Source organism: Streptomyces sp. NPDC033845 (genome assembly GCF_055576225.1).
The window spans coordinates 447,576-473,034 of the sequence record NZ_JBVIRI010000005.1 but is presented as its reverse complement, the minus strand read 5'-3'; the positions used below and the strand labels follow the sequence as shown (position 1 = coordinate 473,034).

At 71.7% G+C, this 25,459-nt stretch carries 26 protein-coding genes and 1 tRNA gene; 16 read left to right on the top strand and 11 right to left on the bottom strand.

The window, feature by feature from the left end; all coding sequences use genetic code 11:
* Nucleotides 1-29 precede the first annotated feature (29 nt).
* Nucleotides 30-1,400, top strand: coding sequence for a D-inositol-3-phosphate glycosyltransferase (gene mshA, locus ACZ50K_RS14460; protein ID WP_468902226.1), 1,371 nt, complete (start codon nucleotides 30-32; stop codon nucleotides 1,398-1,400).
* Complete coding sequence (locus ACZ50K_RS14455; protein WP_468902223.1) at nucleotides 1,393-1,896, top strand: type III secretion system chaperone family protein; 504 nt, start codon at nucleotides 1,393-1,395, stop codon at nucleotides 1,894-1,896. The genes mshA and ACZ50K_RS14455 overlap by 8 nt, the downstream gene beginning before the upstream one ends.
* On the opposite strand, the gene ACZ50K_RS14450 is transcribed toward ACZ50K_RS14455, so the two are convergent.
* On the bottom strand, nucleotides 1,874-3,211 hold the full coding sequence (locus ACZ50K_RS14450) for an MDR family MFS transporter (protein WP_468902221.1): 1,338 nt from the start codon (nucleotides 3,209-3,211) through the stop codon (nucleotides 1,874-1,876). The two genes, ACZ50K_RS14455 and ACZ50K_RS14450, sit on opposite strands and share 23 nt — an antisense overlap.
* 196 nt (nucleotides 3,212-3,407) lie before the next feature.
* Here ACZ50K_RS14450 and ACZ50K_RS14445 point away from each other — a divergent pair, with 196 nt between their 5' ends.
* Nucleotides 3,408-4,169: a phosphoglyceromutase gene (locus ACZ50K_RS14445; protein ID WP_468902219.1), complete on the top strand. Its 762-nt coding sequence runs from the start codon at nucleotides 3,408-3,410 to the stop codon at nucleotides 4,167-4,169.
* Between the two features lie 85 nt (nucleotides 4,170-4,254).
* On the opposite strand, the gene ACZ50K_RS14440 is transcribed toward ACZ50K_RS14445, so the two are convergent.
* The gene (locus tag ACZ50K_RS14440; protein ID WP_468902216.1) at nucleotides 4,255-4,779 is read right to left on the bottom strand and encodes a hypothetical protein; all 525 of its coding nucleotides are present in this window, start codon (nucleotides 4,777-4,779) and stop codon (nucleotides 4,255-4,257) included.
* A 58-nt stretch (nucleotides 4,780-4,837) separates the two neighbouring features.
* Entirely contained in the window at nucleotides 4,838-6,223 is a 1,386-nt protein-coding gene (locus ACZ50K_RS14435; RefSeq protein ID WP_468902213.1) for a collagen-like domain-containing protein, read from the bottom strand.
* A 307-nt stretch (nucleotides 6,224-6,530) separates the two neighbouring features.
* Between ACZ50K_RS14435 and ACZ50K_RS14430 the strand changes: the two genes are divergently transcribed.
* Both ACZ50K_RS14430 and ACZ50K_RS14425 read left to right on the top strand, forming a co-directional pair.
* Nucleotides 6,531-6,998 carry a GNAT family N-acetyltransferase gene (locus ACZ50K_RS14430; RefSeq protein WP_468902211.1) on the top strand — a complete coding sequence of 156 codons (468 nt, stop codon included), beginning with the start codon at nucleotides 6,531-6,533 and terminating at the stop codon, nucleotides 6,996-6,998.
* A gap of 37 nt (nucleotides 6,999-7,035) precedes the next feature.
* Nucleotides 7,036-7,623 carry a hypothetical protein gene (locus tag ACZ50K_RS14425; RefSeq protein ID WP_468902209.1) on the top strand — a complete coding sequence of 196 codons (588 nt, stop codon included), beginning with the start codon at nucleotides 7,036-7,038 and terminating at the stop codon, nucleotides 7,621-7,623.
* A 75-nt stretch (nucleotides 7,624-7,698) separates the two neighbouring features.
* On the opposite strand, the gene ACZ50K_RS14420 is transcribed toward ACZ50K_RS14425, so the two are convergent.
* Both ACZ50K_RS14420 and phoU read right to left on the bottom strand, forming a co-directional pair.
* Entirely contained in the window at nucleotides 7,699-7,854 is a 156-nt protein-coding gene (locus tag ACZ50K_RS14420; RefSeq protein WP_468902206.1) for a hypothetical protein, read from the bottom strand.
* 104 nt (nucleotides 7,855-7,958) lie between these two features.
* Nucleotides 7,959-8,636: a phosphate signaling complex protein PhoU gene (gene phoU, locus ACZ50K_RS14415; protein ID WP_468902203.1), complete on the bottom strand. Its 678-nt coding sequence runs from the start codon at nucleotides 8,634-8,636 to the stop codon at nucleotides 7,959-7,961.
* Nucleotides 8,637-8,843: 207 nt separating this feature from the next.
* On the opposite strand from phoU, the gene phoR reads away from it, so the two are divergent.
* Together phoR and phoP are read left to right on the top strand one after the other, a co-directional pair.
* A complete protein-coding gene (phoR, locus tag ACZ50K_RS14410) occupies nucleotides 8,844-10,058 on the top strand; it encodes a two-component system sensor histidine kinase PhoR (RefSeq protein WP_468902200.1) in 1,215 nt (404 codons plus the stop codon).
* A gap of 5 nt (nucleotides 10,059-10,063) precedes the next feature.
* On the top strand, nucleotides 10,064-10,735 hold the full coding sequence (gene phoP / locus ACZ50K_RS14405; RefSeq protein WP_466527820.1) for a two-component system response regulator PhoP: 672 nt from the start codon (nucleotides 10,064-10,066) through the stop codon (nucleotides 10,733-10,735).
* A 64-nt stretch (nucleotides 10,736-10,799) separates the two neighbouring features.
* On the opposite strand, the gene ACZ50K_RS14400 is transcribed toward phoP, so the two are convergent.
* Nucleotides 10,800-11,474, bottom strand: a complete 675-nt coding sequence (locus ACZ50K_RS14400) for a copper chaperone PCu(A)C domain-containing protein (protein ID WP_468902197.1) — start codon at nucleotides 11,472-11,474, stop codon at nucleotides 10,800-10,802.
* Between the two features lie 627 nt (nucleotides 11,475-12,101).
* Between ACZ50K_RS14400 and ACZ50K_RS14395 the strand changes: the two genes are divergently transcribed.
* The 6 genes from ACZ50K_RS14395 (at nucleotide 12,102) to ACZ50K_RS14370 (ending at nucleotide 18,450) form a co-directional block, all read left to right on the top strand.
* A complete protein-coding gene (locus tag ACZ50K_RS14395; RefSeq protein ID WP_003953493.1) occupies nucleotides 12,102-12,584 on the top strand; it encodes a CarD family transcriptional regulator in 483 nt (160 codons plus the stop codon).
* Between the two features lie 262 nt (nucleotides 12,585-12,846).
* The gene (ispD, locus tag ACZ50K_RS14390) at nucleotides 12,847-13,614 is read left to right on the top strand and encodes a 2-C-methyl-D-erythritol 4-phosphate cytidylyltransferase (protein ID WP_468902194.1); all 768 of its coding nucleotides are present in this window, start codon (nucleotides 12,847-12,849) and stop codon (nucleotides 13,612-13,614) included.
* On the top strand, nucleotides 13,604-14,140 hold the full coding sequence (ispF, locus tag ACZ50K_RS14385; RefSeq protein WP_468902191.1) for a 2-C-methyl-D-erythritol 2,4-cyclodiphosphate synthase: 537 nt from the start codon (nucleotides 13,604-13,606) through the stop codon (nucleotides 14,138-14,140). The genes ispD and ispF overlap by 11 nt, the downstream gene beginning before the upstream one ends.
* Before the next feature lie 125 nt (nucleotides 14,141-14,265).
* The gene (gene cysS, locus ACZ50K_RS14380) at nucleotides 14,266-15,666 is read left to right on the top strand and encodes a cysteine--tRNA ligase (RefSeq protein ID WP_468902188.1); all 1,401 of its coding nucleotides are present in this window, start codon (nucleotides 14,266-14,268) and stop codon (nucleotides 15,664-15,666) included.
* A 95-nt stretch (nucleotides 15,667-15,761) separates the two neighbouring features.
* Nucleotides 15,762-16,718, top strand: coding sequence for a 23S rRNA (guanosine(2251)-2'-O)-methyltransferase RlmB (gene rlmB, locus ACZ50K_RS14375; RefSeq protein WP_468902185.1), 957 nt, complete (start codon nucleotides 15,762-15,764; stop codon nucleotides 16,716-16,718).
* Between the two features lie 136 nt (nucleotides 16,719-16,854).
* Complete coding sequence (locus ACZ50K_RS14370) at nucleotides 16,855-18,450, top strand: DoxX family protein (protein ID WP_468902182.1); 1,596 nt, start codon at nucleotides 16,855-16,857, stop codon at nucleotides 18,448-18,450.
* 120 nt (nucleotides 18,451-18,570) lie between these two features.
* On the opposite strand, the gene ACZ50K_RS14365 is transcribed toward ACZ50K_RS14370, so the two are convergent.
* The 4 genes from ACZ50K_RS14365 to ACZ50K_RS14350 form a co-directional block, all read right to left on the bottom strand.
* Nucleotides 18,571-19,389, bottom strand: coding sequence for a nucleotidyltransferase family protein (locus ACZ50K_RS14365; RefSeq protein WP_468902180.1), 819 nt, complete (start codon nucleotides 19,387-19,389; stop codon nucleotides 18,571-18,573).
* 50 nt (nucleotides 19,390-19,439) lie between these two features.
* A complete protein-coding gene (locus tag ACZ50K_RS14360; protein ID WP_468902178.1) occupies nucleotides 19,440-19,853 on the bottom strand; it encodes a hypothetical protein in 414 nt (137 codons plus the stop codon).
* A 235-nt stretch (nucleotides 19,854-20,088) separates the two neighbouring features.
* Nucleotides 20,089-21,177: an ABC transporter ATP-binding protein gene (locus tag ACZ50K_RS14355; RefSeq protein WP_468902175.1), complete on the bottom strand. Its 1,089-nt coding sequence runs from the start codon at nucleotides 21,175-21,177 to the stop codon at nucleotides 20,089-20,091.
* A gap of 281 nt (nucleotides 21,178-21,458) precedes the next feature.
* The gene (locus ACZ50K_RS14350; protein WP_468902172.1) at nucleotides 21,459-21,728 is read right to left on the bottom strand and encodes a helix-turn-helix domain-containing protein; all 270 of its coding nucleotides are present in this window, start codon (nucleotides 21,726-21,728) and stop codon (nucleotides 21,459-21,461) included.
* A 163-nt stretch (nucleotides 21,729-21,891) separates the two neighbouring features.
* Between ACZ50K_RS14350 and ACZ50K_RS14345 the strand changes: the two genes are divergently transcribed.
* Both ACZ50K_RS14345 and ACZ50K_RS14340 read left to right on the top strand, forming a co-directional pair.
* Nucleotides 21,892-21,966 (top strand) — tRNA-Thr (locus tag ACZ50K_RS14345).
* 223 nt (nucleotides 21,967-22,189) lie between these two features.
* On the top strand, nucleotides 22,190-23,680 hold the full coding sequence (locus ACZ50K_RS14340) for a multicopper oxidase family protein (RefSeq protein WP_468902169.1): 1,491 nt from the start codon (nucleotides 22,190-22,192) through the stop codon (nucleotides 23,678-23,680).
* Nucleotides 23,681-23,725: 45 nt separating this feature from the next.
* Here ACZ50K_RS14340 and ACZ50K_RS14335 read toward each other — a convergent pair whose 3' ends face one another.
* Complete coding sequence (locus tag ACZ50K_RS14335; RefSeq protein WP_468902166.1) at nucleotides 23,726-24,622, bottom strand: ScbA/BarX family gamma-butyrolactone biosynthesis protein; 897 nt, start codon at nucleotides 24,620-24,622, stop codon at nucleotides 23,726-23,728.
* Nucleotides 24,623-24,753: 131 nt separating this feature from the next.
* Between ACZ50K_RS14335 and ACZ50K_RS14330 the strand changes: the two genes are divergently transcribed.
* Nucleotides 24,754-25,380, top strand: coding sequence for a ScbR family autoregulator-binding transcription factor (locus tag ACZ50K_RS14330; protein ID WP_468902163.1), 627 nt, complete (start codon nucleotides 24,754-24,756; stop codon nucleotides 25,378-25,380).
* Nucleotides 25,381-25,459: the final 79 nt, after the last annotated feature.

Here is a 25,459-nt window from a genome sequence, read left to right as displayed (position 1 = left end):
CGTCGCCCCCGACCGAGAGGACTGCTCCCTTGAGCCAGTACGTATCCCGGCTCGGAGGCAGGCGAACCGCCGGCCGCCTCTCCCGGTACGAACCGCCCCGGCTGCGCCTGCCGGAGTTCGGCCACCACCGCCGGCCGCGCCGGGTGGCCATGCTCAGCGTCCACACCTCCCCGCTGCACCAGCCGGGCACCGGCGACGCCGGCGGCATGAACGTCTACATCGTGGAACTGGCCAAACGCCTCGCCGCCATCGACATCGAGGTGGAGATCTTCACCCGGGCCACCGAAGGCGGCCTGCCGCCCACCGTGCAGCTGGCCCCCGGGGTCCTGGTCCGGCACGTGGACGCCGGCCCCTACGAGGGCCTCGCCAAGGAGGAGCTGCCCGCCCAGCTCTGCGCCTTCACCCACGGGGTCATGCAGGCCTGGGCCGGGCACCGCCCCGGCTACTACGACCTCGTCCACTCCCACTACTGGCTGTCCGGACACGTCGGCTGGCTCGCCGCCGAACGCTGGGGCGTCCCCCTCGTCCACGCCATGCACACCATGGCCAAGGTCAAGAACGCGGCGCTGGCCGAGGGGGACACCCCCGAACCGGCCGCCCGCGTGATCGGCGAGACCCAGATCGTCGACGCCGCAGACCGCCTCATCGCCAACACCGCCGAGGAGGCGGACGAGCTCGTCAGGTACTACGAGGCCGAGCCCGCCAAGGTCGCCGTCGTGCACCCCGGCGTCAACCTCGACCGGTTCACCGCCGGCGACGGCCGGGCCGCCGCCCGCGCCCGCCTCGGGCTCCCGCAGGACGCCCTGATCCCGCTCTTCGCCGGCCGCATCCAGCCCCTCAAGGCCCCCGACATCCTGCTCCGCGCCGTCGCCGTGATGGTCGACCGCGACCCCTCACTCCGCTCCCGGCTCTTCGTCCCGGTGGTCGGCGGCCCCAGCGGCAGCGGACTCGCCAAGCCGGAGGGACTCCAGAAGCTCGCCGCCCGGCTCGGCATCGCCGACCTCGTCCACTTCCACCCCCCGGTGGCACAGGACGGCCTCGCCGACTGGTTCCGCGCCGCCTCCGTCCTGGTCATGCCCTCCTACAGCGAGTCCTTCGGACTCGTCGCCATAGAGGCCCAGGCCGCCGGCACCCCCGTGGTCGCCGCCGCGGTCGGCGGACTGCCCGTGGCCGTGGCCGACGGAGTCACCGGAATGCTGGTCCCCGGCCACGACCCGGCGGACTACGCCGCCCGCCTCCAGCGGTTCGCCGACGACCCCTCCCTCGCCGACCGGATGGGCCGCGAGGCCGCCCGGCACGCCCAGTCCTTCGGCTGGGACACCGCCGCCGCCGGCACCGCCGAGGTCTACACCGCGGCCATGCACGACCACCGCCGTCGCGTACGCTCCCACCATGGCTGATCACCCGGACCACCAGGCGGTCATCGAGGGCGTCCTCACCGACGGCGAGCTGGAGTGGGAATCCCCCGAACCCGGGTCGTACGTGGTCAGACTTCCCGGCACCCGCAAGCTGTCGACCACCTGCTCCCTGCGGGTCGGCCGCCACTCGCTGTCCGTCAACGCCTTCGTCATCCGGCACCCCGACGAGAACGACACCGGGGTCCACCGCTGGCTCCTGGAACGCAACCTCAAGCTCTACGGCGGCCTCGCCTACGCCATCGACCGGCTCGGCGACATCTACCTGGTCGGCCGGCTCCCCCTGGCGGTGATCACCCCGGAGGAACTGGACCGGATCCTGGGCACCGTCCTGGAAGCCGCCGACGGCGCCTTCAACACCCTGCTGGAACTGGGTTTCGCCTCGGCCATCCGCCGCGAGTACGACTGGCGGGTCTCCCGGGGCGAGCCCACGTACAACCTGGACGCCTTCCGGCACCTCACCCGGCCGCAGACCCCGTGACCACCGGTCCGGCCGGCGCGCCCGGAGTGGCCGGAGCCTCCACCGGCACGACCTCCACCGGCACCGCCGCTGCCGCCGCGGACGTCTCGGCCACCACCGAGGACGCCTTCGGCTCGGGACCCAACCCCCGCATCAGCAGCCAGTAACCGGCCGCCGCCACCGTCCCCAGCACCCCGGTGGCCCCCCACAGCCACCCGGCCCCGTACGTGTCGATCACGAACCCCGCCATCAGCGGCGCGACCAGCGCGGCCACCGCCCAGGACATCGTGTACACGCCCTGGTAGCGCCCCCGCCCGTGCACCGGGGACAGCCGCACCACCAGGCTCATCTGGGTCGGCGAGTTCACGATCTCCGCCAGCGTCCACACGCACACCGTCAGCGCGTACACCCCGATCGATCCGGCGAACGCCGTCATCGCGAACCCGTAACCGGCCAGCAGCGCCGACACCACCAGCAGCCGCTGCGGGTCCCGGTGCTCGATGAACCGGGTGACCGGCAGCTGGAGCACCACGATCAGCAGACCGTTCACCATGATCACCAGGCCGTAGTCGCCCGGCGAGAACCCGGCCGCGCCCATCGCCACCGGCAGCCCCACCGAACCCTGGGTGAAGATCAGCGAGATCAGGAAGGACAGCCCGACCACGCCCATGTAACGGCCGTCCCGCAACACCGTCCCCAGCCGCACCTCCGGCTCCGCGGCGACCCCCGTCACGATCCGCTCAGGCCGCGACTCCGGCAGCTTCACGAACACCAGCACCGCGCACACCAGCGTCAGCACCGCCTCGCCCAGGAACCCGGCGAGATAGCTGTACTCGGCCACGAACCCGGCCGCCGCCGCACTCACCGCGAAACCCAGGTTGATCGCCCAGTAGTTCAGGGCGAAGGCCCGCACCCGGTCCTCCGGCCGCACGATGTCCGCCATCATCGCCTGCACCGCCGGACGCGAGGCGTTCGAGGTCATACCGACCAGCAGCGCCACCGCGGCGATCGCCGCCGGATGCTCCATGAAACCGAGCAGCGCCACCGAGAACGCCGTCGAGGCCTGCGCCGCCAGCAGCGTCGGCCGCCGCCCCAGACGGTCCGTCATCACCCCGGCGGCCAGCGAGGAGATCACCCCGCCCAGCCCGTGCAAAGCGGCCACAAGTCCCGCGAAGGAGGCCGAATAGCCCCGCTCCAGGGTCAGGTACAAGGCCATGAACGTGGCGACGAAAGCCCCGAGCCGGTTCACCAGGGTGCTCGCCCACAGCCACCAGAACGCGCGCGGCAGACCCGACACGGTCTCCCGGGCGGCACGTCTCAACGTGGCGACGGACATACGGATCCCCCTGGCGGTGTAAGCGGCGTGATAGCTGTTCGGACGTTACGTCCAGGGGTGCTCCGGCGCTACTCAATTGACGCTCCACGTCAATCGGCGAAGGTCCGTACGGGGCCGGGACCGGTCCCGGGACGGGTCCCGGAAGCCGCCCGGGCGAGGCGCGCGACGGCCCCTCGCGTCCATTAGGCTCGTACGCATGGCCGACGCACCGTACAAGCTGATCCTGCTCCGTCACGGCGAGAGCGAGTGGAACGCGAAGAACCTGTTCACCGGCTGGGTGGACGTCAATCTCAACGAGAAGGGCGAGAAGGAGGCGGTCCGCGGCGGTGAGCTGCTCAAGGACGCCGGCCTGCTGCCCGACGTGGTCCACACGTCCCTCCAGAAGCGCGCGATCCGCACCTCCCAGCTCGCCCTGGAGGCCGCCGACCGCCACTGGATCCCGGTCCACCGCTCCTGGCGCCTGAACGAGCGCCACTACGGTGCGCTCCAGGGCAAGGACAAGGCCCAGACCCTCGCCGAGTTCGGCGAGGAGCAGTTCATGCTGTGGCGCCGCTCCTACGACACCCCGCCGCCGGCCCTCCAGGACGGCACCGAGTTCTCCCAGTCCGAGGACCCGCGCTACGCGACCATCCCGCCGGAGCTGCGCCCGAAGACCGAGTGCCTCAAGGACGTCGTCGTCCGCATGCTGCCGTACTGGTACGACGGCATCGTCCCCGACCTCCTCGCCGGCCGCACGGTCCTGGTCGCCGCCCACGGCAACTCGCTGCGCGCGCTGGTCAAGCACCTGGACGGGATCTCCGACGAGGACATCGCCGGCCTCAACATCCCGACCGGCATCCCGCTCTCCTACGAGCTGGACGCCGAGTTCAAGCCCCTGAACCCGGGCGGCACCTACCTCGACCCGGACGCCGCGGCGGCCGCCATCGAGGCCGTCAAGAACCAGGGCAAGAAGAAGTAGCAGAAGAAGAAGCAGCACAGCAGAGGCCCCCCGGCCGCCGGTCTTCGGCGGGCGGGGGGCCTTCGCGTGGGGCCGGGGCCCGGGGTCAGTACTGGATGGCGACCAGCCGGCTGCAGACGATGGCCACGTCGTAGGTGCGCGAGACGGTGTCGTTGTTGAGCACCGTGGTCTCCCAGGACTCGCTGACGCCCTTGATGGACTTCTGCAGGACCAGCAGCGGAGCGACGGTGCCGAGGTCCACACCGCCGCTGTCGATCAGCCAGCCCGGGTCGCAGGCGAGGCTGCCGTTGTGCGGGACGCCGGGCAGCGCGGTGAACGTGGTCTCGATGGTGCGGGACTGCAGCTCGTAGCTGATGCCGCGGGACTTGTCGTGGCAGCCGTCGGAGCCGCCGCGGGGCGCGGACCGGCGGTCGTCGTCACAGCCGCCCTTGGTCTGGTGCGGCGGGTCGAGGGCCACTACGGGCGCGGGGGCGCCGGAGGCCGTGGCGGCGGAGGCCGGGGTGGCGAGGCCGGTCAGGGCGAAGGCCAGCGAGGCGGTCAGACCCGAGGCGATGGCGGCCGGGCGGCGCAGCCGGGCGGCGCGGTGTCCCGAGGTGCGGTGGATGCTCAACTCTCACTCCTGGTTCGTGGTGTGCGTGCGGTGCGTGGCGTTCGTGGGGACGGGGTGCTCAGGAACGCGCGGCGTGGGGTCCGGCGTGGGCGGGCTTCTTGTGGTCGAGCCGGGCGCAGAGGGCGTGGATCTCCGCGACCCAGGTGCCGGCCGTGGGGTCGGTGGTTCCGGCGGGCAGGGTGTTGGTGACCGAGGCGATCCAGTTCTGGGCGTCGCCGGAGTTGTCCCACAGCAGGTTCAGGTCGGGGCTGCGGAGCGTCGCCCCGCCGCCGGTGACGAAGTAGCCGCGGGGGCAGACCGCTTCGATGGTCACCGTCGAACCCGGGAGCACCGGGGCGCTGACGTTGACGACCCGGCGGACCTCCAGTTCGGAGTGGGAGCCGTGGGCCGGCTTGCCCTGCGGGCCGCGCGGGCCCTTCGGACCCTTCTCGCCCTTGTCACCCTTGGGTCCGGCGGGACCCGCCGGGCCTGCCGGACCCTGGGGGCCGGGCTTGCCGTGTCCGGAGCTTCCGGCCGGGCCCTGGGGGCCTGCCGGTCCCGCGGGGCCCGCCGGGCCGGCGGGTCCGGGCGGGCCGCCGATGCCGGCCGTGCCCGCGGGACCCGCGGGGCCGCCCGGTCCGGGCGGGCCGCCGATACCGGCCGGGCCCGCCGGGCCGGCCGCCCCCTGGTTGCCGGTGTCGCCCTTCTGGCCCTGGGCTCCGGGGTCGCCCTTCGCACCCTGGGAGCCGGTGTCGCCCTTGGGGCCGGCCGGGCCGGCGGGACCGATGTTGCCGGTGTCGCCCTTGGGGCCCTGGATGCCCGTGTCGCCCTTCGGGCCCTGAACCCCGGTGTCTCCCTTGGGTCCCTGGGAGCCGGTGTCTCCCTTGAGGCCCTGCGGTCCGGTGTCTCCCTTTGGTCCCTGGGAACCCGTGTCGCCCTTGGGGCCCTGGACTCCGGTGTCACCCTTGGGGCCCTGCGGGCCGGTGGGTCCGGTGTCGCCCTGCTTGCCGGGGTGCCCCTTGGGACCCTGCGGGCCGGTGGGACCGGTGTCACCCTTCTTGCCCGGGTGGCCCTTGGGTCCCTGCGGGCCGGTCGGTCCGGTGGGGCCGGTAGGACCGGTCGGGCCCGTGGGACCAGTGGGACCCGTCGGTCCGGTGGGGCCGGTCGGACCCGTCGGACCGGTGGGACCGGTCGGTCCGGTGTCGCCCTTCGGGCCGCGCGGCCCGGGGGTGCCCTCGTCGCAGTGCTTCTCGCCGCCACCGCCCGCCGCCGTCCGCGGGTCGTCCTTGCCACAGGGTTCGCGGTGGAACGCGGCGCCCTGCTGCGGTGCGGCCTTCACCTGGTGCCGGGCGGCCGAAGCCGCCGCTGCCGGGGCGGTCGCCGCCCCGAGGGTCAGTGATGCCAGTGCTCCGCACACCAGCCATGCGCCCCCAGCGCGCGCTCTCGCCTGACGACGAGCATTCATCTGCACCGCTCCTTGCCGACTCGGGATCCCCCAGGGGATCCAATTGCGACTTTTCTACGCAAAACGGACATTTCGCAATCGTCTCGGAGTTCGCGTTCACTCCCGTGTTCGACGAAACCGGTGTGATGAACGGACCGGCCTGTCGGGTGTCCTACGCGAAATGGCCGCCACCCGAAGGGATGCCCCGTGCGGGGCCCGGGCGTGTCGGGAGCGCGTGTCGCGAGCGCGTCGGGGCGGCCGTCGCGGTTCCCGTCCCGGGCGTGGATATTCCGTGGGCACGGGCGGTCCGGGTTGTTACCGTGCGCGGATGGAACTGCGCCTTGAGAAGATCACCCCCGCGAACGTCGAGGCCGGGATCGCGCTCCGGATACGGCCCGAGCAGGAGAAGAACGTCGAGCCGGTCGCGCACTCGCTGGCCGAGGCGTACGCGTGGGGCGAGACCGCCTGGCCGCGGTTCGTCTACGACGGGGAGCGGCTCGTCGGGTTCCTGATGGCCTTTCTGGACATCCAGTGGAACCCGGAGAAGGACCCCGAGGACCGGCGCAGCGGGCTCTGGCGGCTGAACATCGGGGCCGGGGAGCAGGGGCGCGGATACGGCCGGTTCGCGGTGGAGGCGGTGGCCGCGGAGATCCGGCGTCGGGGCGGGACGCGGCTGTTCACCACCTGGGAGCCGGGGGAGCACAGCCCCGAGGAGTTCTATCTGAAGCTGGGGTTCCGCCCCACCGGGGAGACCAGCGGCGGTCAGACGGTCGGTGTGCTCGAACTCCACGGCTGACGGACGGGTGGCCGGCGACGGGGTGACGGACGACCGCGTGACGGACGACCGTGTGACGGACGACCGTGTGACGGACGATCGGCTGACGGCCGAGGACCTCGGCCGTCTGCGGGCGGCCGCCGAGGCGGCCGGGCCCGGGTTCCGCGGCCTGGACGAGGCGCTGGCCCGCTGGCGGCTGGTGGTCGTGGACGTCGAGGCCGGCTTCGACCCGGCCTTCGCCTGGGAGTACCACGGCGAACTCGTCTGCCGGGACTGGCTGGACAGGGCCTGGCCGCTGCTCGGCGAGCGTCTGCGGCGTCTGCGGCAGCCGGAACTCGACCGCTGGGACCGGCGTTTCCTCGCCGCCACCCTCCCCATGCACCCGGACCCCGACCCGGACGCCGAACACGGCGCCGACCCGAACCCGGGACCGAACCCGGGACCGAACCCGGGACCGAACCCGGGACCGGACCCGGGACCGGACCCCGACCGAGGCGCCGAGCCGGACCCCGGGCGCGGCGCCGGCCCGGACGCCGGGCGGGCCGGGGCCTGGTGGCATCGGCGCTTCCCGGCCCGCTGTCTCAGCGGCGAGGGCCAGGAGCCGCCCGCCCGCTGGTCTCCGCCGCCGCCCGCCGGGCGCCACTGAGCCGCCGCGGGGCGTACGCGTGCGAAGGGCCCCGACCGGGGACGGTCGGGGCCCTTCGCGCTGCCGGAGGCGGCCTCAGCCGCCGCACTGGCACGGCGCGCCGGACTGACAGCCGCAGCCGCAGCCCGAGCCGCACCCGCAGGCGGCCAGCAGGGGAAGCCGCAGCAGCTCGCTCTGCGCCGCCGGCTGCTGCTCCTGCTCCGGGGTGATGGGAACGGGGGAATCGGGCATGGTTCCTCCTCGCGGGCGTACGTGCCTATCGACTCATTCATGCCCACCGAAGGCGGCGCGTCAACGGCGCATCGAGGCAGAACCGGCCCGCCCGGGCGCCCGGTTCAGGCCCCCTCGACCACCGTCGGCGCCTGGAGCTCGTCCGCGTGCTCGCCGGTCACCAGATAGACCACCCGCTTGGCCACCGACACCGCGTGGTCGGCGAACCGCTCGTAGTAGCGGCCCAGCAGGGTCACGTCCACCGCGGTCTCGATGCCGTGCTTCCAGCGGTCGTCCATCAGGTGCTGGAACAGCGTGCGGTGCAGCTGGTCCATCTCGTCGTCGTCCTGCTCCAGCTGGAGCGCGAGGTCCACGTCCTTGGTGATGATCACCTCGGCCGCCTTCGCCATCAGGCGCTGCGCCAGCTGCCCCATCTCCAGAATGGTCGCGTGCAGGTCCCGGGGCACCGCCGTGTCGGGGAAGCGCAGCCGGGCCAGCTTGGCCACGTGCTGGGCCAGGTCACCGGAACGCTCCAGGTCGGCACTCATCCGGAGCGAGGTGACGACGATCCGCAGGTCGGTGGCCACCGGCTGCTGGCGCGCCAGCAGCGCGATCGCCCGGGCCTCCAGGTCGTGCTGCAGGTCGTCGACCTTCTGGTCCGCCGCGATCACGCTCTCGGCCAGCTTCAGATCGGCGTCGAGCATGGCGGTGGTGGCCCGCCCGATCGCGGAACCGACCAGCCGGGCCATCTCGACCAGGCCTTCCCCGATCGAGTCCAGTTCCTCGTGGTACGCGTCCCGCATGGGTGTTCCCTTCCTACCTGATGCCAGAGGGCCGGGGGGATCCGTTCGGTTCCGGCCCCCACGCTCTCACGGTGCGCCCCGGACGCGACGGACTCCGGCACCACAAGTGAATCAACCCCGTCGTCACGGTGAACTCTGGGCGACGAGTGTTCGAGGTGCCACCCGAACGGCTGTGGAAGTGTCGTCGTGCCTGCTTAACCTGGATGCATGGACGTGAACGCGGCGGTCGCCGCAGCTGCAGCGATCGCCGGGTTGTGCACCGGTGTGATCGCGATGCTGGCGTTCCGCTGGAGCGAGCGCGACCAGGCCCGCCCCACCCGGAGCTCCATGCGCCCCGACATCAATGCCGTGCTGCCGCCCGGCGTGGACACCGTCCTGTCGGTGCTCCGCTCCTCCGCCGTGGTCCTCGACGAGGGCGACGCGGTGGTCAAGGCCAGCTCGGCGGCGTACGCCCTGGGGCTGGTCCGCGGCGGGAAGCTGGCGGTGGAACCGATGCTGCACATGGCCCGGGACACCCGCCGGGACGGGGAGATACGGCAGGTGGAACTGGACCTGCCGCGCCGGGGCACCGGCCGCGGCGAGGCCCTCGCGGTCTCCGCCCGGGTCGCCCCCCTCGGATCCCGGCTCGTGCTGCTGCTGGTCGAGGACCTCACCGAGGCCCGCCGCATCGAGGCGGTCCGCCGGGACTTCGTCGCGAACGTCTCGCACGAGCTCAAGACCCCGGTGGGAGCGCTCTCGCTGCTCTCGGAGGCGGTCATGGACGCCTCCGACGACCCCGAGGCCGTCACCCGCTTCGCCGGCCGGATGCAGATCGAGGCCACCCGCCTCACCAACCTGGTCCAGGAGCTCATCGACCTCTCCCGGGTGCAGAACGACGACCCGCTGGAGGACGCCGAGCCGGTCCGGGTCGACACCCTGGTGGCCGAAGCCATCGACCGCTGCCGGCACACCGCCTCCAGCAAGCAGATCACCATGGCCTCGGGCGGCACCGCCGACCTGAGGGTCTGGGGGCACCGCGGACAGCTCGCGGCCGCCCTGGGCAATCTGGTGGAGAATGCGGTGAACTACAGCCCGGCCCGGACCAGGGTCGGGATAGCCGGGCGCCGGGTCTCGGCACCCGGCGGTGACTACATCGAGGTCGCCGTGACCGATCAGGGCATCGGCATCCCCGAGAAGGACCGAGAACGCATCTTCGAGCGGTTCTACCGCGTCGACCCGGCCCGTTCCCGCGCCACGGGCGGCACCGGACTCGGCCTCGCCATCGTCAAACACGTGGCCGCCTCGCACGGCGGGGAGGTCACCGTGTGGAGCTCCGAGGGCCAGGGCTCCACGTTCACCTTGAGACTTCCGGAGGCCGCCACCAGCCGGACCGTGCCCGACCGAGAACCAGCCGCCACCCCTGCCCCGGAGGTCCTTCCGTGACCCGAGTGCTCGTCGTCGAGGATGAGGAATCCTTCAGCGACGCCCTGTCCTACATGCTCCGCAAGGAGGGCTTCGAGGTCGCCATCGCGGCGACCGGCCCCGACGGGCTCGACGAGTTCGAGCGCAACGGCGCCGACCTCGTCCTGCTCGACCTGATGCTCCCCGGGCTGCCCGGCACCGAGGTGTGCCGCCAGCTGCGCGGCCGCTCCAACGTCCCCGTGATCATGGTGACCGCCAAGGACAGCGAGATCGACAAGGTCGTCGGGCTGGAGATAGGAGCCGACGACTACGTCACCAAGCCCTTCTCCTCCCGCGAGCTGGTGGCCCGCATCCGCGCGGTGCTGCGCCGCCGGGGCGAACCGGAGGAGGTCACTCCGGCGGCCCTGGAGGCCGGACCGGTCCGTATGGACGTGGACCGGCACGTGGTCACCGTCGCAGGTGCGAAGGTCGACCTCCCGCTGAAGGAGTTCGACCTGCTGGAGATGCTGCTCCGCAACGCGGGCCGGGTGCTCACCCGGATGCAGCTGATCGACCGGGTGTGGGGCGCCGACTACGTGGGCGACACCAAGACCCTCGACGTCCACGTCAAGCGGCTCCGGGCCAAGATCGAGCCGGACCCGGGCGCGCCCCGGTACCTGGTGACGGTCCGCGGCCTGGGCTACAAGTTCGAGCCGTAGACCGCCGCGCATACGAGTGGGCCCCCGACCGCCATGCGGTCGGGGGCCCACTCGTATGACGGTGTCAGTGACCGGCGCTGTGCGACGGCGAACCCGACGGGGAGGTCCCGGTGGAGGCGGACGGGGAGGCCGGGGTGCCGGCCTCCGGGCTGCCCGAGGGGGAGCCCGAGGGGGACCCGGACGGGCTGCCCGAGGGGGACCCGGAGGCGCTCGGCTTGACGGGCTCGGCGGCCGCGGTCGGGCCGAAGCGCTCGTAGTAGCCGGTGGCGGGGACCACGAAGGCCTCCAGGGCCACGTCGCCGGCCTCGCTGAGCTGGAAGACGACCTTCTGGGCGTTGCCGTCCTCGACGGCCTCCTGGCCGCCCTCGACGACGGCGCTGGCGTTGCCCTCGCCGCCGATGATCACCGAGCCGCCCGGCGCGATGACGATCTTGGAGGAGCCGCCGGCACCCTTCAGGGTGACCGTGTTGCCCGGCATGGTGATGCCGTCCAGGGTCTGCGGCTCGTCCCCGTTGTTGAAGACCGTCGCGGAGACCGCGGCCGGGCCCTTCCTGCCCTGCTCGCCCTGGGTGATCACCAGGGCGTTCTGGACCTGGATGTCGCCCTTGGTGACCGCGGCGTTGTCCGGCTTGATCTGGAGCGTCTCCGCGTCGTTGCCCGCGGCGCAGGCGGCGAGGGCTCCGGTCGAGAGTACGAGGGCGGCGGCGGCGAGGACGCCGCGTCGAAGGCTGCGGCTCACGGCGGCGGCAACTCCTTGGACGTACGGACGGAGGGTGTCGGGCGACCGAGGTGAAGCCGCCCTAAGGGTGTGTCAGCGCGCTTAGGTTACCGAGCCGCCGCCCCGCCCCCGCACCCGACCCTCCGGCGCGGGCCCCCGGCCCCGGCACCGGTCTTTTCCGAGGCCCGCGATCCGGCCCTTGATCGACCCGGTGATCCGTCACGTGATCCACCCCGTGATCCGTCTCGTGATCCACCCCGATCCACCCCGTGATCCGTCTCTTGATCCACCGTCGGGGGATATCCGTGATCAATTTTCGGATTCCGCGGTGATCAATTCGAGATTGGGCCGGAACCCGCTCGACGGAGCGGCCGGCCAGTCGAACGGAGTAGTTCGGTTTCCCGGTCCGGAAACCGGCAAAACGGGACGTACATCACGTCCTGCGGGTCACCCGCCAGGTGTAACGTGGTCGTTTCTGCCTGTCCCCACAGCGCCTCCGACCTGCGGATACCCCCTCCGGGAAGCTCTCCGCAGCACGTTCCCGCCGCTGTTGTCAAGCCCCGAGATAGGCCCTGACCTGCGAAAACGCCATTCATAACGGTCCGTTCTCGTGTTACCCTGGATAGCCACGGAAGGGGTACCTGTCACATGACGTTCAAGGTTGGCGACACCGTGGTCTATCCCCATCACGGGGCCGCGCTGATCGAGGCCATCGAAACTCGCCAGATCAAAGGCGTGGACAAGACCTACTTGGTGCTCAAGGTCGCCCAGGGCGACCTGACGGTTCGTGTGCCTGCGGACAATGCGGAGTTCGTCGGTGTTCGCGATGTGGTCGGCCAGGACGGGCTCGACCGGGTCTTCGAGGTGCTCCGCGCACCGTATGCCGAAGAGCCGACGAACTGGTCTCGCCGCTACAAGGCGAATCTGGAGAAGCTCGCTTCTGGCGATGTCATCAAGGTCGCCGAAGTGGTGCGTGACCTGTGGCGTCGTGAGCGCGAGCGCGGACTGTCCGCAGGTGAGAAGCGCATGCTCGCGAAGGCGCGGCAGATCCTGGTGAGCGAGCTCGCGCTCGCCGAGAACACCAATGAGGACAAGGCGGAAGCCCTCCTCGACGAGGTCCTCGCGTCCTGACGCGACGGATCGACGTCTCACACAGTGTGCCGCGGTGCCCGATGACCGTGCCTCTCATTTATCGATGAGAGGCCTGTTGCCGGGCGCTGCGGCATGTCTGCATCAAGACCTCGTACCCTTTGGCGTGCCGGGCCCGGGCAGCCGCCTCGACCGGTCGTCACGGAAGGGGCGAGGGGCATCGCACCCGGCACCCTTCAGGCCATACCCACGCCGGCCGCGGTCACAAACCTGGCCGTTTCCCGGAGCCGACCGGAGCGAGCAGATGTACGAGGAAACGCGCCCCGAGCGCCCCGCCAGCCCCACCCACCGCACCGCCGCGGTGATCCCGGCCGCCGGCCGAGGGGTCCGGCTCGGACCGGGCGCCCCCAAGGCGCTCCGCTCCCTCGGCGGCATCCCCATGCTGGTCCACGCGGTCCGCGCGATGGCCCGCTCCCGCGCCGTCTGTCTGGTCGTGGTCGTCGCCCCGCCGGACGGCGCCCCCGAGGTCCGCCGCCTCCTCGACGAGCACGCCCTGCCGGAACGCACCGAGCTCCTGGTGGTCCCCGGCGGCGACACCCGGCAGGAATCCGTCCGGGCCGGCCTCGACGCCCTCCCGGCCGGCATCGGCTCCGTACTCATCCACGACGCGGCCCGCCCGCTGGTCCCGGTCGACACCGTGGACGCGGTGGTCGAGGCCATCCGCGACGGGGCCCCCGCCGTGGTCCCGGCCATGCCGCTCGCCGACACCGTCAAGGAGGTCGAGCCCGGCCCGCCGGGCGAGCCCGAGCCGGTCGTCGCCACCCCCGCACGGGCCCGGCTGCGCGCCGTACAGACCCCGCAGGGCTTCGACCTGGCCACCCTGCTCAAGGCGCACGAGGCCGTGGCCGTCGCCGGCGAGGGCGCCACCGACGACGCCGGCATGGTGGAACAGCTCGGCGTCCCCGTCGTCCTGGTCCCCGGCCACGAAGAGGCCTTCAAGGTGACCCGCCCGCTCGACCTGGTCCTCGCCGAGGCCGTACTCGCCCGCCGGAGGGCCACCGATGCGTACTGAGCACACCCCCCAGCCCCCCCAGGTCCCCGCAGCCCCGCTGCTGCCGCTGGTCGGGATCGGCACCGACGTGCACGCCTTCGAGGCCGGCCGCGAACTCTGGTGCGCGGGCCTGCTCTGGGAAGGCGAGGAGGCCGGCCTGGCCGGACACTCCGACGGGGACGTCGCCGCCCACGCGGCCTGCGACGCCCTCTTCTCCGCCGCCGGGGTCGGCGACCTCGGCGCCCACTTCGGCACCTCCCGCCCCGAGTGGTCCGGAGCCTCCGGGGTCACCCTGCTGGCCGAGGCCGCCCGGATCGTCCGCGCCGAGGGCTTCGAGATCGGCAACGTGTCCGTGCAGGTCATCGGAGTCCGCCCGAAGATCGGCAAACGGCGCGCGGAAGCCCAGCAGGCGCTCTCCGCCGCCGTGGGCGCCCCCGTCTCGGTCTCCGGCACCACCACCGACGGCCTCGGCCTGACCGGCCGCGCCGAGGGACTCGCCGCGATCGCCACCGCACTCGTCTACCGGAGCCCCGGCGGCACCGGCTGACCCACCCGTACGGCACCGGCTGACCCACCCGTACGGGACCGGCCGACCCACCCGTACGGCACCGCGCGAACCGGGTATCCACAGGGGTCCCTGGGCACTGCCCCGGGACCACTACCCTTGATGCCGTGACTATTCGCCTGTACGACACCAGCGCCCGGCAGATCCGCGATTTCACCCCGCTCGTGCCGGGCTGTGTCTCGATCTACCTCTGCGGCGCCACCGTGCAGGCGGCCCCGCACATCGGGCACATCCGCTCCGGCCTGAACTTCGACATCCTGCGCCGCTGGTTCGAGTACCGCGGATACGAGGTCACCTTCATCCGGAACGTCACCGACATCGACGACAAGATCATCACCAAGTCGGTGGACCAGGGCCGCCCGTGGTGGTCGATCGGGTACGAGAACGAGCGCGCCTTCAACTCCGGGTACGACGCGCTCGGCTGCCTCCCGCCCACCTACGAGCCCCGCGCCACCGGCCACATCACCGAGATGGTCGAGATGATGCGCGGCCTCATCGAGCGCGGCCACGCCTACGAGGCGGACGGCAGCGTCTACTTCGACGTCCGCTCCTTCCCCGACTACCTCAGCCTCTCCAACCAGGAGCTGGACAACCTCCTCCAGCCCTCGGAGGAGGGCATCACCGGCAAGCGGGACCCCCGCGACTTCGCCATGTGGAAGGCCTCCAAGCCCGGCGAGCCCGACTGGGAGACCCCGTGGGGCCGCGGCCGCCCCGGCTGGCACCTGGAGTGCTCCGCCATGGCCCACAAGTACCTGGGCAGCGCCTTCGACATCCACGGCGGCGGGCTGGACCTGATCTTCCCGCACCACGAGAACGAGATCGCCCAGGCCAAGGCCTTCGGCGACGAGTTCGCCGCCTACTGGCTGCACAACGCCTGGGTCACCATGTCCGGCGAGAAGATGTCCAAGTCCCTCGGCAACTCGGTGCTCGTCTCCGAGATGGTCCGGAACTGGCGGCCCATCGTCCTCCGCTACTACCTCGGCACCCCGCACTACCGCTCCATGATCGAATACAGCGAGGACGCGCTGCGCGAGGCCGAATCGGCCTTCGCCCGCATCGAGGGCTTCGTCCAGCGGGTCATCGAGAAGGCCGGCGGCCCCGTCCCCCCCGCCACCGAGGTCCCGCCCGCCTTCGCCGAGGCCATGGACGACGACCTCGGAGTCCCGCAGGCCCTCGCCGTCGTCCACACCACCGTCCGCCAGGGCAACAGCGCCCTCGCCGCGGACGACAAGGACGCCGCCATCGCCCGTCTCGCCGAAGTCCGTGCCATGCTCGGAGTCCTCGGCCTCGACCCCCTCGACCCGCACTGGGCCGAAGAGGCGGACCGCGGAGAGGACCTCCACGGAGCGGTGGACACCCTCGTCCGGCTCGTCCTCGAACAGCGCGAGTCCGCCCGGGCCCGCAAGGACTGGGCCACCGCGGACGCCATCCGCGACCAGCTCCAGCAGTCCGGACTGGTCATCGAGGACAGCCCCACCGGCCCCCGCTGGACGCTCGGCCCCCGCTGAGCCCGGGCAGCCCCGGTTTGGTGGCCGCCCGGCGCTCCGGGCGGCACACTCTTCATACGTACATATCGCAGCACCAACGAAAACAGGTAGAGGTCATGGCCGGGAACAGCCAGCGCAGGAACCGCCGCACGTCCAACAAGAAGGGCGCCACGGTCGGCAGCGGCGGGCAGCGGCGCAAGGGCCTGGAAGGCAAGGGCCCCACCCCCAAGGCCGAGGACCGCAAGGGCCACAAGGCCTTCCGGGTCTCCAACGCCATGGCCCGACAGGCCGCCAAGCGACGCCCCGCCCCCCGCCGCGGCGGCCCCAAGGGCACCAGCGAGATGGTCGTCGGCCGCAACCCCGTCTTCGAGGCCCTCCGCGACGGCGTCCCCGCCACCACCCTCTACGTCCAGCAGTTCATCGACAACGACGACCGCGTCCGCGAGGCCCTCCAGCTCGCCGGCGCCCGCGGCAACATCAACCTGATGGAAGCCCCGCGCCCCGAGCTCGACCGGATGACCAACGGGCTCAACCACCAGGGCCTCGTCCTCCAGGTCCCGCCCTACGAGTACGCGCACCCCGAGGACCTCACCGCCGAGGCCTACGACGAGGGCAAGGACCCCCTCATCGTCGCCCTCGACGGAGTCACCGACCCCCGCAACCTCGGCGCCATCGTCCGCTCCGTCTCCGCCTTCGGCGGCCACGGGGTGGTCATCCCCGAGCGCCGCGCCGCCGGTATGACCGCCGGTGCCTGGAAGACCTCCGCCGGCACCGCCGCCCGCACCCCGGTCGCCCGCGTCACCAACCTCACCCGCGCCCTCCAGGACTACAAGAAGGCCGGCATCACCGTCGTCGGCCTCGCCGCCGAAGGCACCCACGAGGTCCAGGACCTCGAAGCCCTGGGCGGCCCCGTCGTCATCGTCGTCGGCTCCGAGGGCAAGGGCCTCGGCCGCCTCGTCGGCGAGACCTGCGACTACCTCGTCCGCATCCCGATGCCCGGCGGCGCCGAATCCCTCAACGCCGGTGTGGCCGCCGGAGTCGTCCTCTACGAAGCCGCCCGCCGCCGCGCCTGACCACCCCACCGGGCCCCCGTGCCCGGCCCGGCCACCCCGCCCGCACCGGGCGAGGTGGCCGGAAAACGGCGTTTGACGGGTCTCGGACAGTTCCCTGCTGTCAAGGCAGTGTCCTAAACATTGATCACTCGGTTAGATGAGTGTGGACACAAGAACGCCGTTCGACGACCAGCCCGCGCTGAGCATGGTCAAGGTGCCGTGCGACCCCGCACAGGTCATCGTCAACCACGCCAGCTTCCGTGTGCGGCTCGCACCGAGCGCGAGCGCGCGTCCCAAGCCCGCCTCCGCCCCCGGCGGCCCGGCCCGCGTCCCCGCCCTCGGCGGAGCCGCGGTGGCCGCCGCCGGAGCGACCCGCCGCCGCGCCCCCGTCGTCTGGAGCGGCAAGGCCGGACCCGGCGGCGACGCCGGCGCCGCCATGGGCGGACTCCTCCAGGCCGTCCGCGAGTCCGGCCGCGGCCACGAGGAGTACGACGGCGGAGCCACCCAGGTCATCCCCCGCGTCGACCTGGCCCAGGACCTCGCCGAGGACACCCTCCAGACCCCCACGGTCATCGGCCAGCGCAGCCGCACCGACGCCGGCGACACCCGCCAGCTCTCCGCCGTCCCCGAACCCGCCCACCCCACCGGCCCCGGCCGGACCGGAGGCGGCCCGGCCACCGGCGGCCCCGGCACCGAATCCCGCCGCGACCGCACCGAACCCCGCCCCGGCGGCCACTCCTCGTACTACCCCGACCGCCGCATGAACCTCGGCGTGGTCCTGCTCCCGCTGCGCGTCTTCCTCGGCTTCATCTCCATCTACGCCGGCATGGGCAAACTCTGCGACCCCGTCTACTTCGACGGCGGCGAACGCGGCTCCATGGTCACCTGGCTGCACACCCTGCACCCCTGGGCGCTGGCCGAACCGCTCCGCGACTTCGCCCTCTCCCACCCCGTCGGCGCCGGACTCACCGTCGCCTTCCTCCAGGTCATCGTCGGCGTCCTGACCGTCTTCGGCCTCTGGCAGCGGTTCGCCGCCTGCTTCGGAGCACTCCTCTCGGCCGCCCTCCTGATGACCGTCAGCTGGAAGACCGTCCCCGCCTACGACGCCCCCGACATCATCTACCTCGCCGCCTGGAGCCCGCTGGTCATCGCCGGCGCCCCCGTCTACTCCCTCGACGCTCGGCTCGCCGGCGAAGCCTGGCGCACCCTCGGACCCCGCTCCGAGATCTGGCAGCTCCGCCGCCGCGTCCTGCGCCGCGGCATCATGATGGCCACCGTGGTCGTCGGACTCACCCTCCTCATCGGCTCCCTCCTCGGCGGCGCCGTCCGCTCCAGCACCGTGGTCACCGTCCCCGGCCCCGGCGAAGCCCCCAGCAACTACCTGCCCGGCTCCCCGCTGCCCCAGGAACCCGCCCGCAGCGGAAAGCCCGAGCGGAAGGCCCCCAAGCAGCCCACCCCCTCCGCCAAGGCCTCCAAGCCCGCCAAGCCCTCCCGCACCGCCCCCGGAGCAACCTCCAAGGCCACCGCCGGAACCGGCTCCGACAAGAGCTCCGGATCCCCGACCGCGACCCGCGGCACCACCGGCCGCCAGACCCCCCGCGGCCAGACCCCCCGGCAGTCCGCCACCCAGCGCCCGCCCTCCTCCTCCGGCAGCTCCGGCTCCACCGGCGGATCCGGCTCCACCGGAGGCTCCGGAAGCGACAAGCCCACCCCGGAGAAGCCCGGCCTGGTCGGCGGCCTCCTCGGCGGCTGATCCCCGTACAGCAGCGACGAAGCCGGGGCCCGGAACGCGAACCACGCGTTCCGGGCCCCGGCTTCATACGTCCCGGGACGTCCCGCACCGAGGTGCGGACATCCCGCGCCTCCGAAGGCCTCAGGAGCCGCCCTGAGCCGCCAACTCCTTGGCCGCCTCCGTCAGGTCCTTCGCCGTGTCGATCGCCCGCCAGTAGGCCCCCTGCGGCAGCGGGAACCCCGCCAGCCGGCGCTCACGCGCCAGATGCGGGAACGTGGTCCGCTCGTGATCGCCCAAGTCCGGCAGCAACGAAGCGAATTCACCCGAGAACACATACACACCGGCGTTGATCAGATAAGGCGACGGCGGCGCCTCGATGAAGTCCAGGATCTGCCCGAACTCGTTGGTCTCCACCACACCCCACGGAATCCGCGGCCGAGCCAGCGCCAACGTCGCCGTCGCCGCCCGCTCCGTATGGAAAGCCGCCATCTCCCGCAGCGAGAACCGGGTCCAGACGTCCCCGTTCGTCGCGTACCAGGACCGCTCCGGATGCGGCAGATGCGCCGCCGCGAACTTCAGCCCACCACCACGCCCCAGTGGCTCCTTCTCCACCACCGTGGTCACCCGCAACGGGAGTTCCGCCCCGGCCAGCCACTCCTGCAGCACCTCGGCCAGATGCCCGCAGGACACCACCGCGTCGGTGACCCCCTCGGCAGCCAGCCACGCCAACTGGTGCCCGATGATCGGCACCCCGGTGCCCGGGATCTCCACCATCGGCTTCGGCCGGTCGTCCGTATACGGACGCAGCCGCGAACCCTGGCCGCCCGCCAGCACGACAGCCTGGGTGGGCGTGGCCGGGTACGCGGCCGCGGAATGGGAGAGCACCGGGCGGGCGCCCGGGTCGGAATCGGGGGAAACGCCACTCGTGGCAGGGCGCGGGGCGTCGGAAGGTGCCGTCATGACGGCAGCCTATGCAGCCGGCCGCACCCCCGGGGAGCCGCCCCGGCGACTCAGCCGAAGGAGGCGACCCCGGCCGCGTACGAGGTGTCGCAGACCGGCCGCGCGTACGACTGCGCCTTGGTCGGACCGTACGCGTCGACGGCCGCCCGGCCCAGCGCCCGGGCGATGCCCACGCAGTGGTCGGCCAGCGAAGGCCGCTTGTTCACCTCCTGCTGGAGGTGCGTGAGGACGACTCCGGGGTTCTGGCCCTGCTGGAGCTCGCTCAGCAGCTTCTCCCGCAGCACGTCCTGTGCGGTACGGGGCTTGGCGGGCAGCGAGACGTCCTCGGCGGAGGCGGTCAGGATCTGGGACGGGGTGTTGTCGGCCCAGGGGACCATGGTGACCGCGAGGGTCCCGGACAGGACCAGGACGACGGGCAGGACCAGGGCGAGGGAACGGCCGATACGGCGGGCAGTGTGGGTCACGAGGGCGAGAGTAGCGCTCGGTGAAGATTTGGCGACATTTAGTCACCCTGTCGGGGGATGGTTCGACGTGGCTTTTCGAATGGGGTGTTGACGCACGGCATTCGAAAACGCCTGGTCTGCAGCGGAGTTGAACGACCTGTACCCCCATCCGTGGACAGGGGTACAGGGGTTGCCGCGGTCGGCCGCAGCCGGAGTCAAGGCCGCCTCGGCCCGGCTCCGCCGACCGCGGCCGCCATCAGCCGGAGAGCCGGGCGCCGCTGGAGGTGGAGAACACGTGGATCTCCCCGCCGCGCGGCACCACGTGCAGCACGGAGCCCTTCTCCGGAACCTGCCGGCCGTGCACCCGGACCACCAGGTCCTGGGAGCTCTCGCCGACCTTGGCGCTGCCGTACACGTAACCGTCGGCGCCCAGTTCCTCCACCACGTTCACCGTGACGGCGAGACCGCCCTCCTCGCCGATGTCGAAGTGCTCCGGACGCACGCCCACGGTCACGGTGCGGTCGCCCGCGTCCGCCGCCGCCGACAGCGCCTCACGGGACACCGGCACCACGCTCTCGCCGAACTTCACACCCCCGTCGGTGATCGGCACCTCCACCAGGTTCATGGCCGGGGAGCCGATGAACCCGGCGACGAACAGGTTCGCCGGCCGGTCGTACATGTTGCGCGGGGTGTCGACCTGCTGGAGCAGACCGTCCTTCAGGACCGCGACCCGGTCGCCCATGGTCATGGCCTCGACCTGGTCGTGGGTGACGTACACGGTGGTGATCCCCAGGTCGCGCTGGAGCGCGGCGATCTGGGTGCGGGTGGACACGCGCAGCTTGGCGTCCAGGTTGGACAGCGGCTCGTCCATCAGGAACACCTGCGGCTTGCGGACGATGGCACGGCCCATCGCCACGCGCTGCCGCTGGCCGCCGGAGAGCGCCTTCGGCTTGCGGTCCAGGTACTGGGTGAGGTCCAGCATCTTCGCCGCGTCCTCGACCTTGCGGCGGATGGTGGCCTTGTCCTCACCGGCGATCTTGAGCGCGAAGCCCATGTTGTCGGCGACGGTCATGTGCGGGTACAGCGCGTAGTTCTGGAACACCATCGCGATGTCCCGGTCCTTGGGCGGCAGGTGGGTGACATCGCGGTCGCCGATGCGGATGGCGCCGCCGTTCACGTCCTCCAGCCCGGCGAGCATCCGGAGCGAGGTGGACTTGCCGCAGCCGGAGGGGCCGACGAGCACGAGGAACTCGCCGTCCTCGATCTCCAGCTCAAGCTGGTCGACGGCCGGCTTGTCGCCGCCCGGGTACAGCCGCGTCGCCTTGTCGAACGTCACAGAAGCCATGGTGAGGCGTCCCTTCTACCGGCAGGAACGTGCCGGACGATCCGAGTGGAAGGAGAAGTGTTGGTCTAGTCCACACAGTGAACTCCGAGTGACGCTACCCCGCCGGTGCCGCATCTGTCAGCACCTGGCGGGCGGTGATTTCCACCGCTCGCCGGGAGGCAGAGCAGCCGACTCTCCACAGGCATCACGGCCGACGGCCCGTCGGTCCGTACCGCGCACCGCCGTCTACGCGGCGAGGAAGGGTTCGGACAGCTCCGAATCCCGCGACCGACGCTTCGACTTCACCCTCGGATACTTCGACAACCCCCGGAAGAACCCGACTCCGCGAACCCCAACGACACCCGGTGCTGCTCCCAGGCCCTCACCCGGAGCGCCAGACCCTCGTTGTAGACCCACCGGCACGCACCGAAGGTTCGGAGCAGCTGCGCCCCCTGCGAGGGGGCCACGCCCTTCAGCGGGGTGGCCTTGCGTGCGTGGTGTTTGACGCGGTCGCCCACCCCGAGCTTCTCGCGTTTGGTCTTCCGGGCTTCCTCGCCCGTGATGCGCGCCATCGTCCCTCCCCCGGCCGAGTCGATCTTCTGATCGGCACACCAGTACGTTCAACGAACTGGTGGGTGGTCGGTTACGGGCGCGCTGGAACGTGATGGCCTCGGGAATCGGCTGCTGTGTACAGTGGTGGCGGCTTCGCGCGCGAGGGTTCGTGGGTGTGGTCGCGCCTCCTTAGCTCAGTCCGGTCAGAGCACCCCACTTGTAATGGGAAGGTCGTCGGTTCGAATCCGACAGGGGGCCCCGTCCCAGGTCAGAAAGTTGACGACCGAGGGAATTCGTACACAGGTAAAAGGTCCCGGGTGGTTGCCCGGGGCCTTTTTCGTGTTTTCCGGGCGGGGGGCTCCGGCGGAAGCGGGGAGTCCTTGGCGGGGATCTGACAGTTCTTGTCGTTTACCGGACACCGGTCTGTCGGTGGGGCCCCTAGCGTGAAACGCCCCCAGACATCCGTTCGAAGGAGACCGTCATGTCCACCTCGCGGCGTGAGCTGCTCAAGCTCGCAGCGGCCACCGGCGGCGCCCTCACCGTCGGCGGGCTGCTGGTGCACCGGAGCACGGTCGGCGGCACCGGGGTGTCCGGGGGTTCCGGCGGGGGACCGGTGGCCGGGGTGGCGGAGCCGGCGGCGGTGCCGGCCGGGCTGGCCGCGGTGGCGGCGCCGTTCCAGGTGGCGATGCCGGTTCCGCGGGTGCTGCGGCCGCAGTGGGTGAGCGGGACCACCGACTACTACGCCCTGCCGGTGAAGGAGGCCTCGGTGGAGATCCTCCCGGGGCTGTCCACCCGGGTGCTGACCTACGGGGGCAGCTTCCCCGGGCCGACGATCCGGGCGCGGTCGCGGCGGCGTACGGTCGTCGTCCAGCGGAACCAGGGGGGTACGGGGACGTCCATGCACCTGCACGGTGCGGTGACGGATCCGGCGAACGACGGCGGGCCGATGGACCTGGTGCAGCCGGGGCGGGAGCGCAAGTACACGTATCTGAACCCGCAGGTGGCGGCGACGCTCTGGTACCACGACCACGCGCACCACATGGAGGCGGAGAACGTCTACCGGGGGCTGGCGGGGGTCTACCAGCTGACGGACCGGAACGAGGAGTCGCTGCCGCTGCCGCGGGGTGCGTACGACGTGCCGGTGGTGATCCGGGACATCGCGCTGAACGAGGACGGCAGCCTGTTCTTCAACCACGACTTCTTCACCCGGCGGCAGATCCTGGTGAACGGGAAGCCGCAGCCGTTCTTCCGGGTGGAGGGGCGGAAGTACCGGTTGCGGGTGGTGAACGCGTCGAACCTGCGGCCGTTGGACCTGCGGCTGTCGGACGGCGGGGAGTTCACCCAGGTGGCCTCGGACCGGGGGCTGCTGCCGGCGCCGTACACGACGGCGCGGCTGCCGTTGTCGCCCGGGGAGCGGGCGGACATCGTGGTGGACTTCTCGCGGTACGCGGCGGGGACTTCGCTGGTGTTGGAGAACACGCTGCTGGCGGACGCCACCACGAAGGAGATCATGCGGTTCGACGTGGGCCGCAAGGTGCGGGACCGGAGTGCGGTGCCGGCCCGGCTGGCGACCCTGCCGGCGACCGAGGAGCCGGTGAACACGCGGACCTTCGAGATGTCGATGGACGCGGCGGGCACCGGTCTGATGAACGGGCGGGTGTGGGACGAGAACCGGGTGGACACCACGGTGCGGTGGGGGGACACGGAGATCTGGGAGGTGCGGAACCTGGATCCGCGGATCCCGCACAACTTCCACATCCACCTGGTGGACTTCCGGGTGCTGGACGTCAACGGGGTGCCGCCGGTGGCCGGTGAGGCGGGGCTGAAGGACACGGTGCGGGTGATGCCGGGGCAGACGGTGCGGATCCTGGTGTCGTTCCGGACGCCGTACGCGGGGCGGTACTACTACCACTGCCATCTGATCGACCACTCGGCGATGGGGATGATGGCGAATCTGGACATCGTCCGGTAGGTCTCGGCCCGGTAGGTCCCGGCCCGGTGGGTGCGGGCCGGTCGGTCAGACGGTGGTGACCAGGGTGGTGAAGGCGAGCCGGTCGCGTTGGTGCGCGGTGACCCGGGTGCGGTGGAGGTGGCCCGGGCCCGGGGGTGCCGGCTCGGTGGTGAGCACGCAGGGGGCGTCGAGTTCCACGTAGTGGTGGAAGTCGGTGCCGAACCCGGTGATGGTGGCCGGGCGCGTGCTGGTGGCGAGGGCGGCCTGGGTGGCCGCTTCGAGGAGGACCATGCCGGGCACGTGGTCGTGCGGGTGGTCGAAGAGGACCGGGTGGGCGGGGTCCACGCGGAGGGTGAAGCGGTCGGGGGCGCTGGTGGGGGAGAGGACCACGTCGTGCGGGTCGGTGCGGCCGACGCGGTGGGCGGGCAGTGGTGCGGGGGGTGCGGGGGCGAGGGCGGTGGCCTGCAGGGGGTCGGCGTAGCGGCCGCGCAGGCGGTTGTAGAGGCCGGCGGGCAGGGCGCTGTAGTCGAGTTCGGCGGAGCCGGCGTAGCGGCCGCGGACGGTGGCGACGATGTGGGCGGTGAGCCGGGCCGAGCCCATGCGGCGGCGGTCGACGGTGGAGTGGGTGACCCGGAGTTCGGCGTGGACGGGGGCGCCGGTGGTGCGGAGTGCGCTGGGGTCGGTGTGGAAGCGGAGGCGTTCCCAGCCGAGGCGGTGGCCGATGGGTATGTCGTAGGCGGTGCGGCAGAGGACGGCGAGGGCCTGTCGGATGCTCTCGGTGAGCAGGAGCGGGCTGTGGGTGGCGGGGTGGGGGGTGTAGAAGGGGTGGTGGGCCGGCCACCGGACGGTGACGGTCTGGGTGGTGGCGTCGTGGGGGTGCCAGTCGACGACGAGGGCCTCGTCGAGGTGTTTCTTACCGACATACTGCTTGGTGTCGGCCAGGGTGCCGGTGGTGCTGGTCATATGGTTCTGCTTCCCCGGAGAGCCGTGCAGCAGGATCAGACCCGTGCGATCGTGATCCGTGATCGAAGCCGGCTCAAAACATAAGCAAAATATTTTTTCCTGTCGAACGAGCGAAAGAATGTGGGACCGGGATGGTGCAGCGGGCCGTCAAGCAGGACCGTGCCTTGCGGACGAGGGCGGCGCTGATCCAGGCGGGTGCCGAGGTCTTCGGTGAGCAGGGGTTCGCCGGGGCGAGCGTGACGCGGATCGCTGAGCGGGCCGGTATGACGCTGGGCGCGATGTACTTCCACTTTCCGTCCAAGGAGGCCCTGGCGCGGGAGATCGTTCGTTCGCAGCCGGATCTGGTGAGTCCGCCGTTGCCGTCCGAGGGTTTGCAGCATGCCGTGGACGTGACGCTGACCTGGGCTTATCAGTTGCGGACGGATGCTTTGCTGTTCGCGGGGGCGCGGCTGGTGATGGAACAAGATCATTTCATTGCGCGTGAGGAGAATTCGCACCGGCAGTGGACGGATCTGCTGGTGGGGGATTTCCGGTTGGCGGTGCGTCGGCGGGAGTTGCGGAGGTCCGCCGATGTGGAGGCGTTGGCGCGGGTGATGGTGAATGCGTGCACCGGGGCGCAGATGCATTCGCATATGGAGACGAAGCGGGCGGATCTGCCGTTGCGGGTGGAGGAGATCTGGCGGTTGGTGCTGCCGGCGGTGGCCACTCCCCGGGTGATCGAGGGCCTGGAGTTCGGGGCGGAGCGCGGCCGGCAGTAGTCCGGCCGGCCGCGCGGGCCGGTGGCTTCCCGAAGGGGTGTCGGGTGGCTGCCCCGTGGGTGTCCGTGGCTGCCGGTGG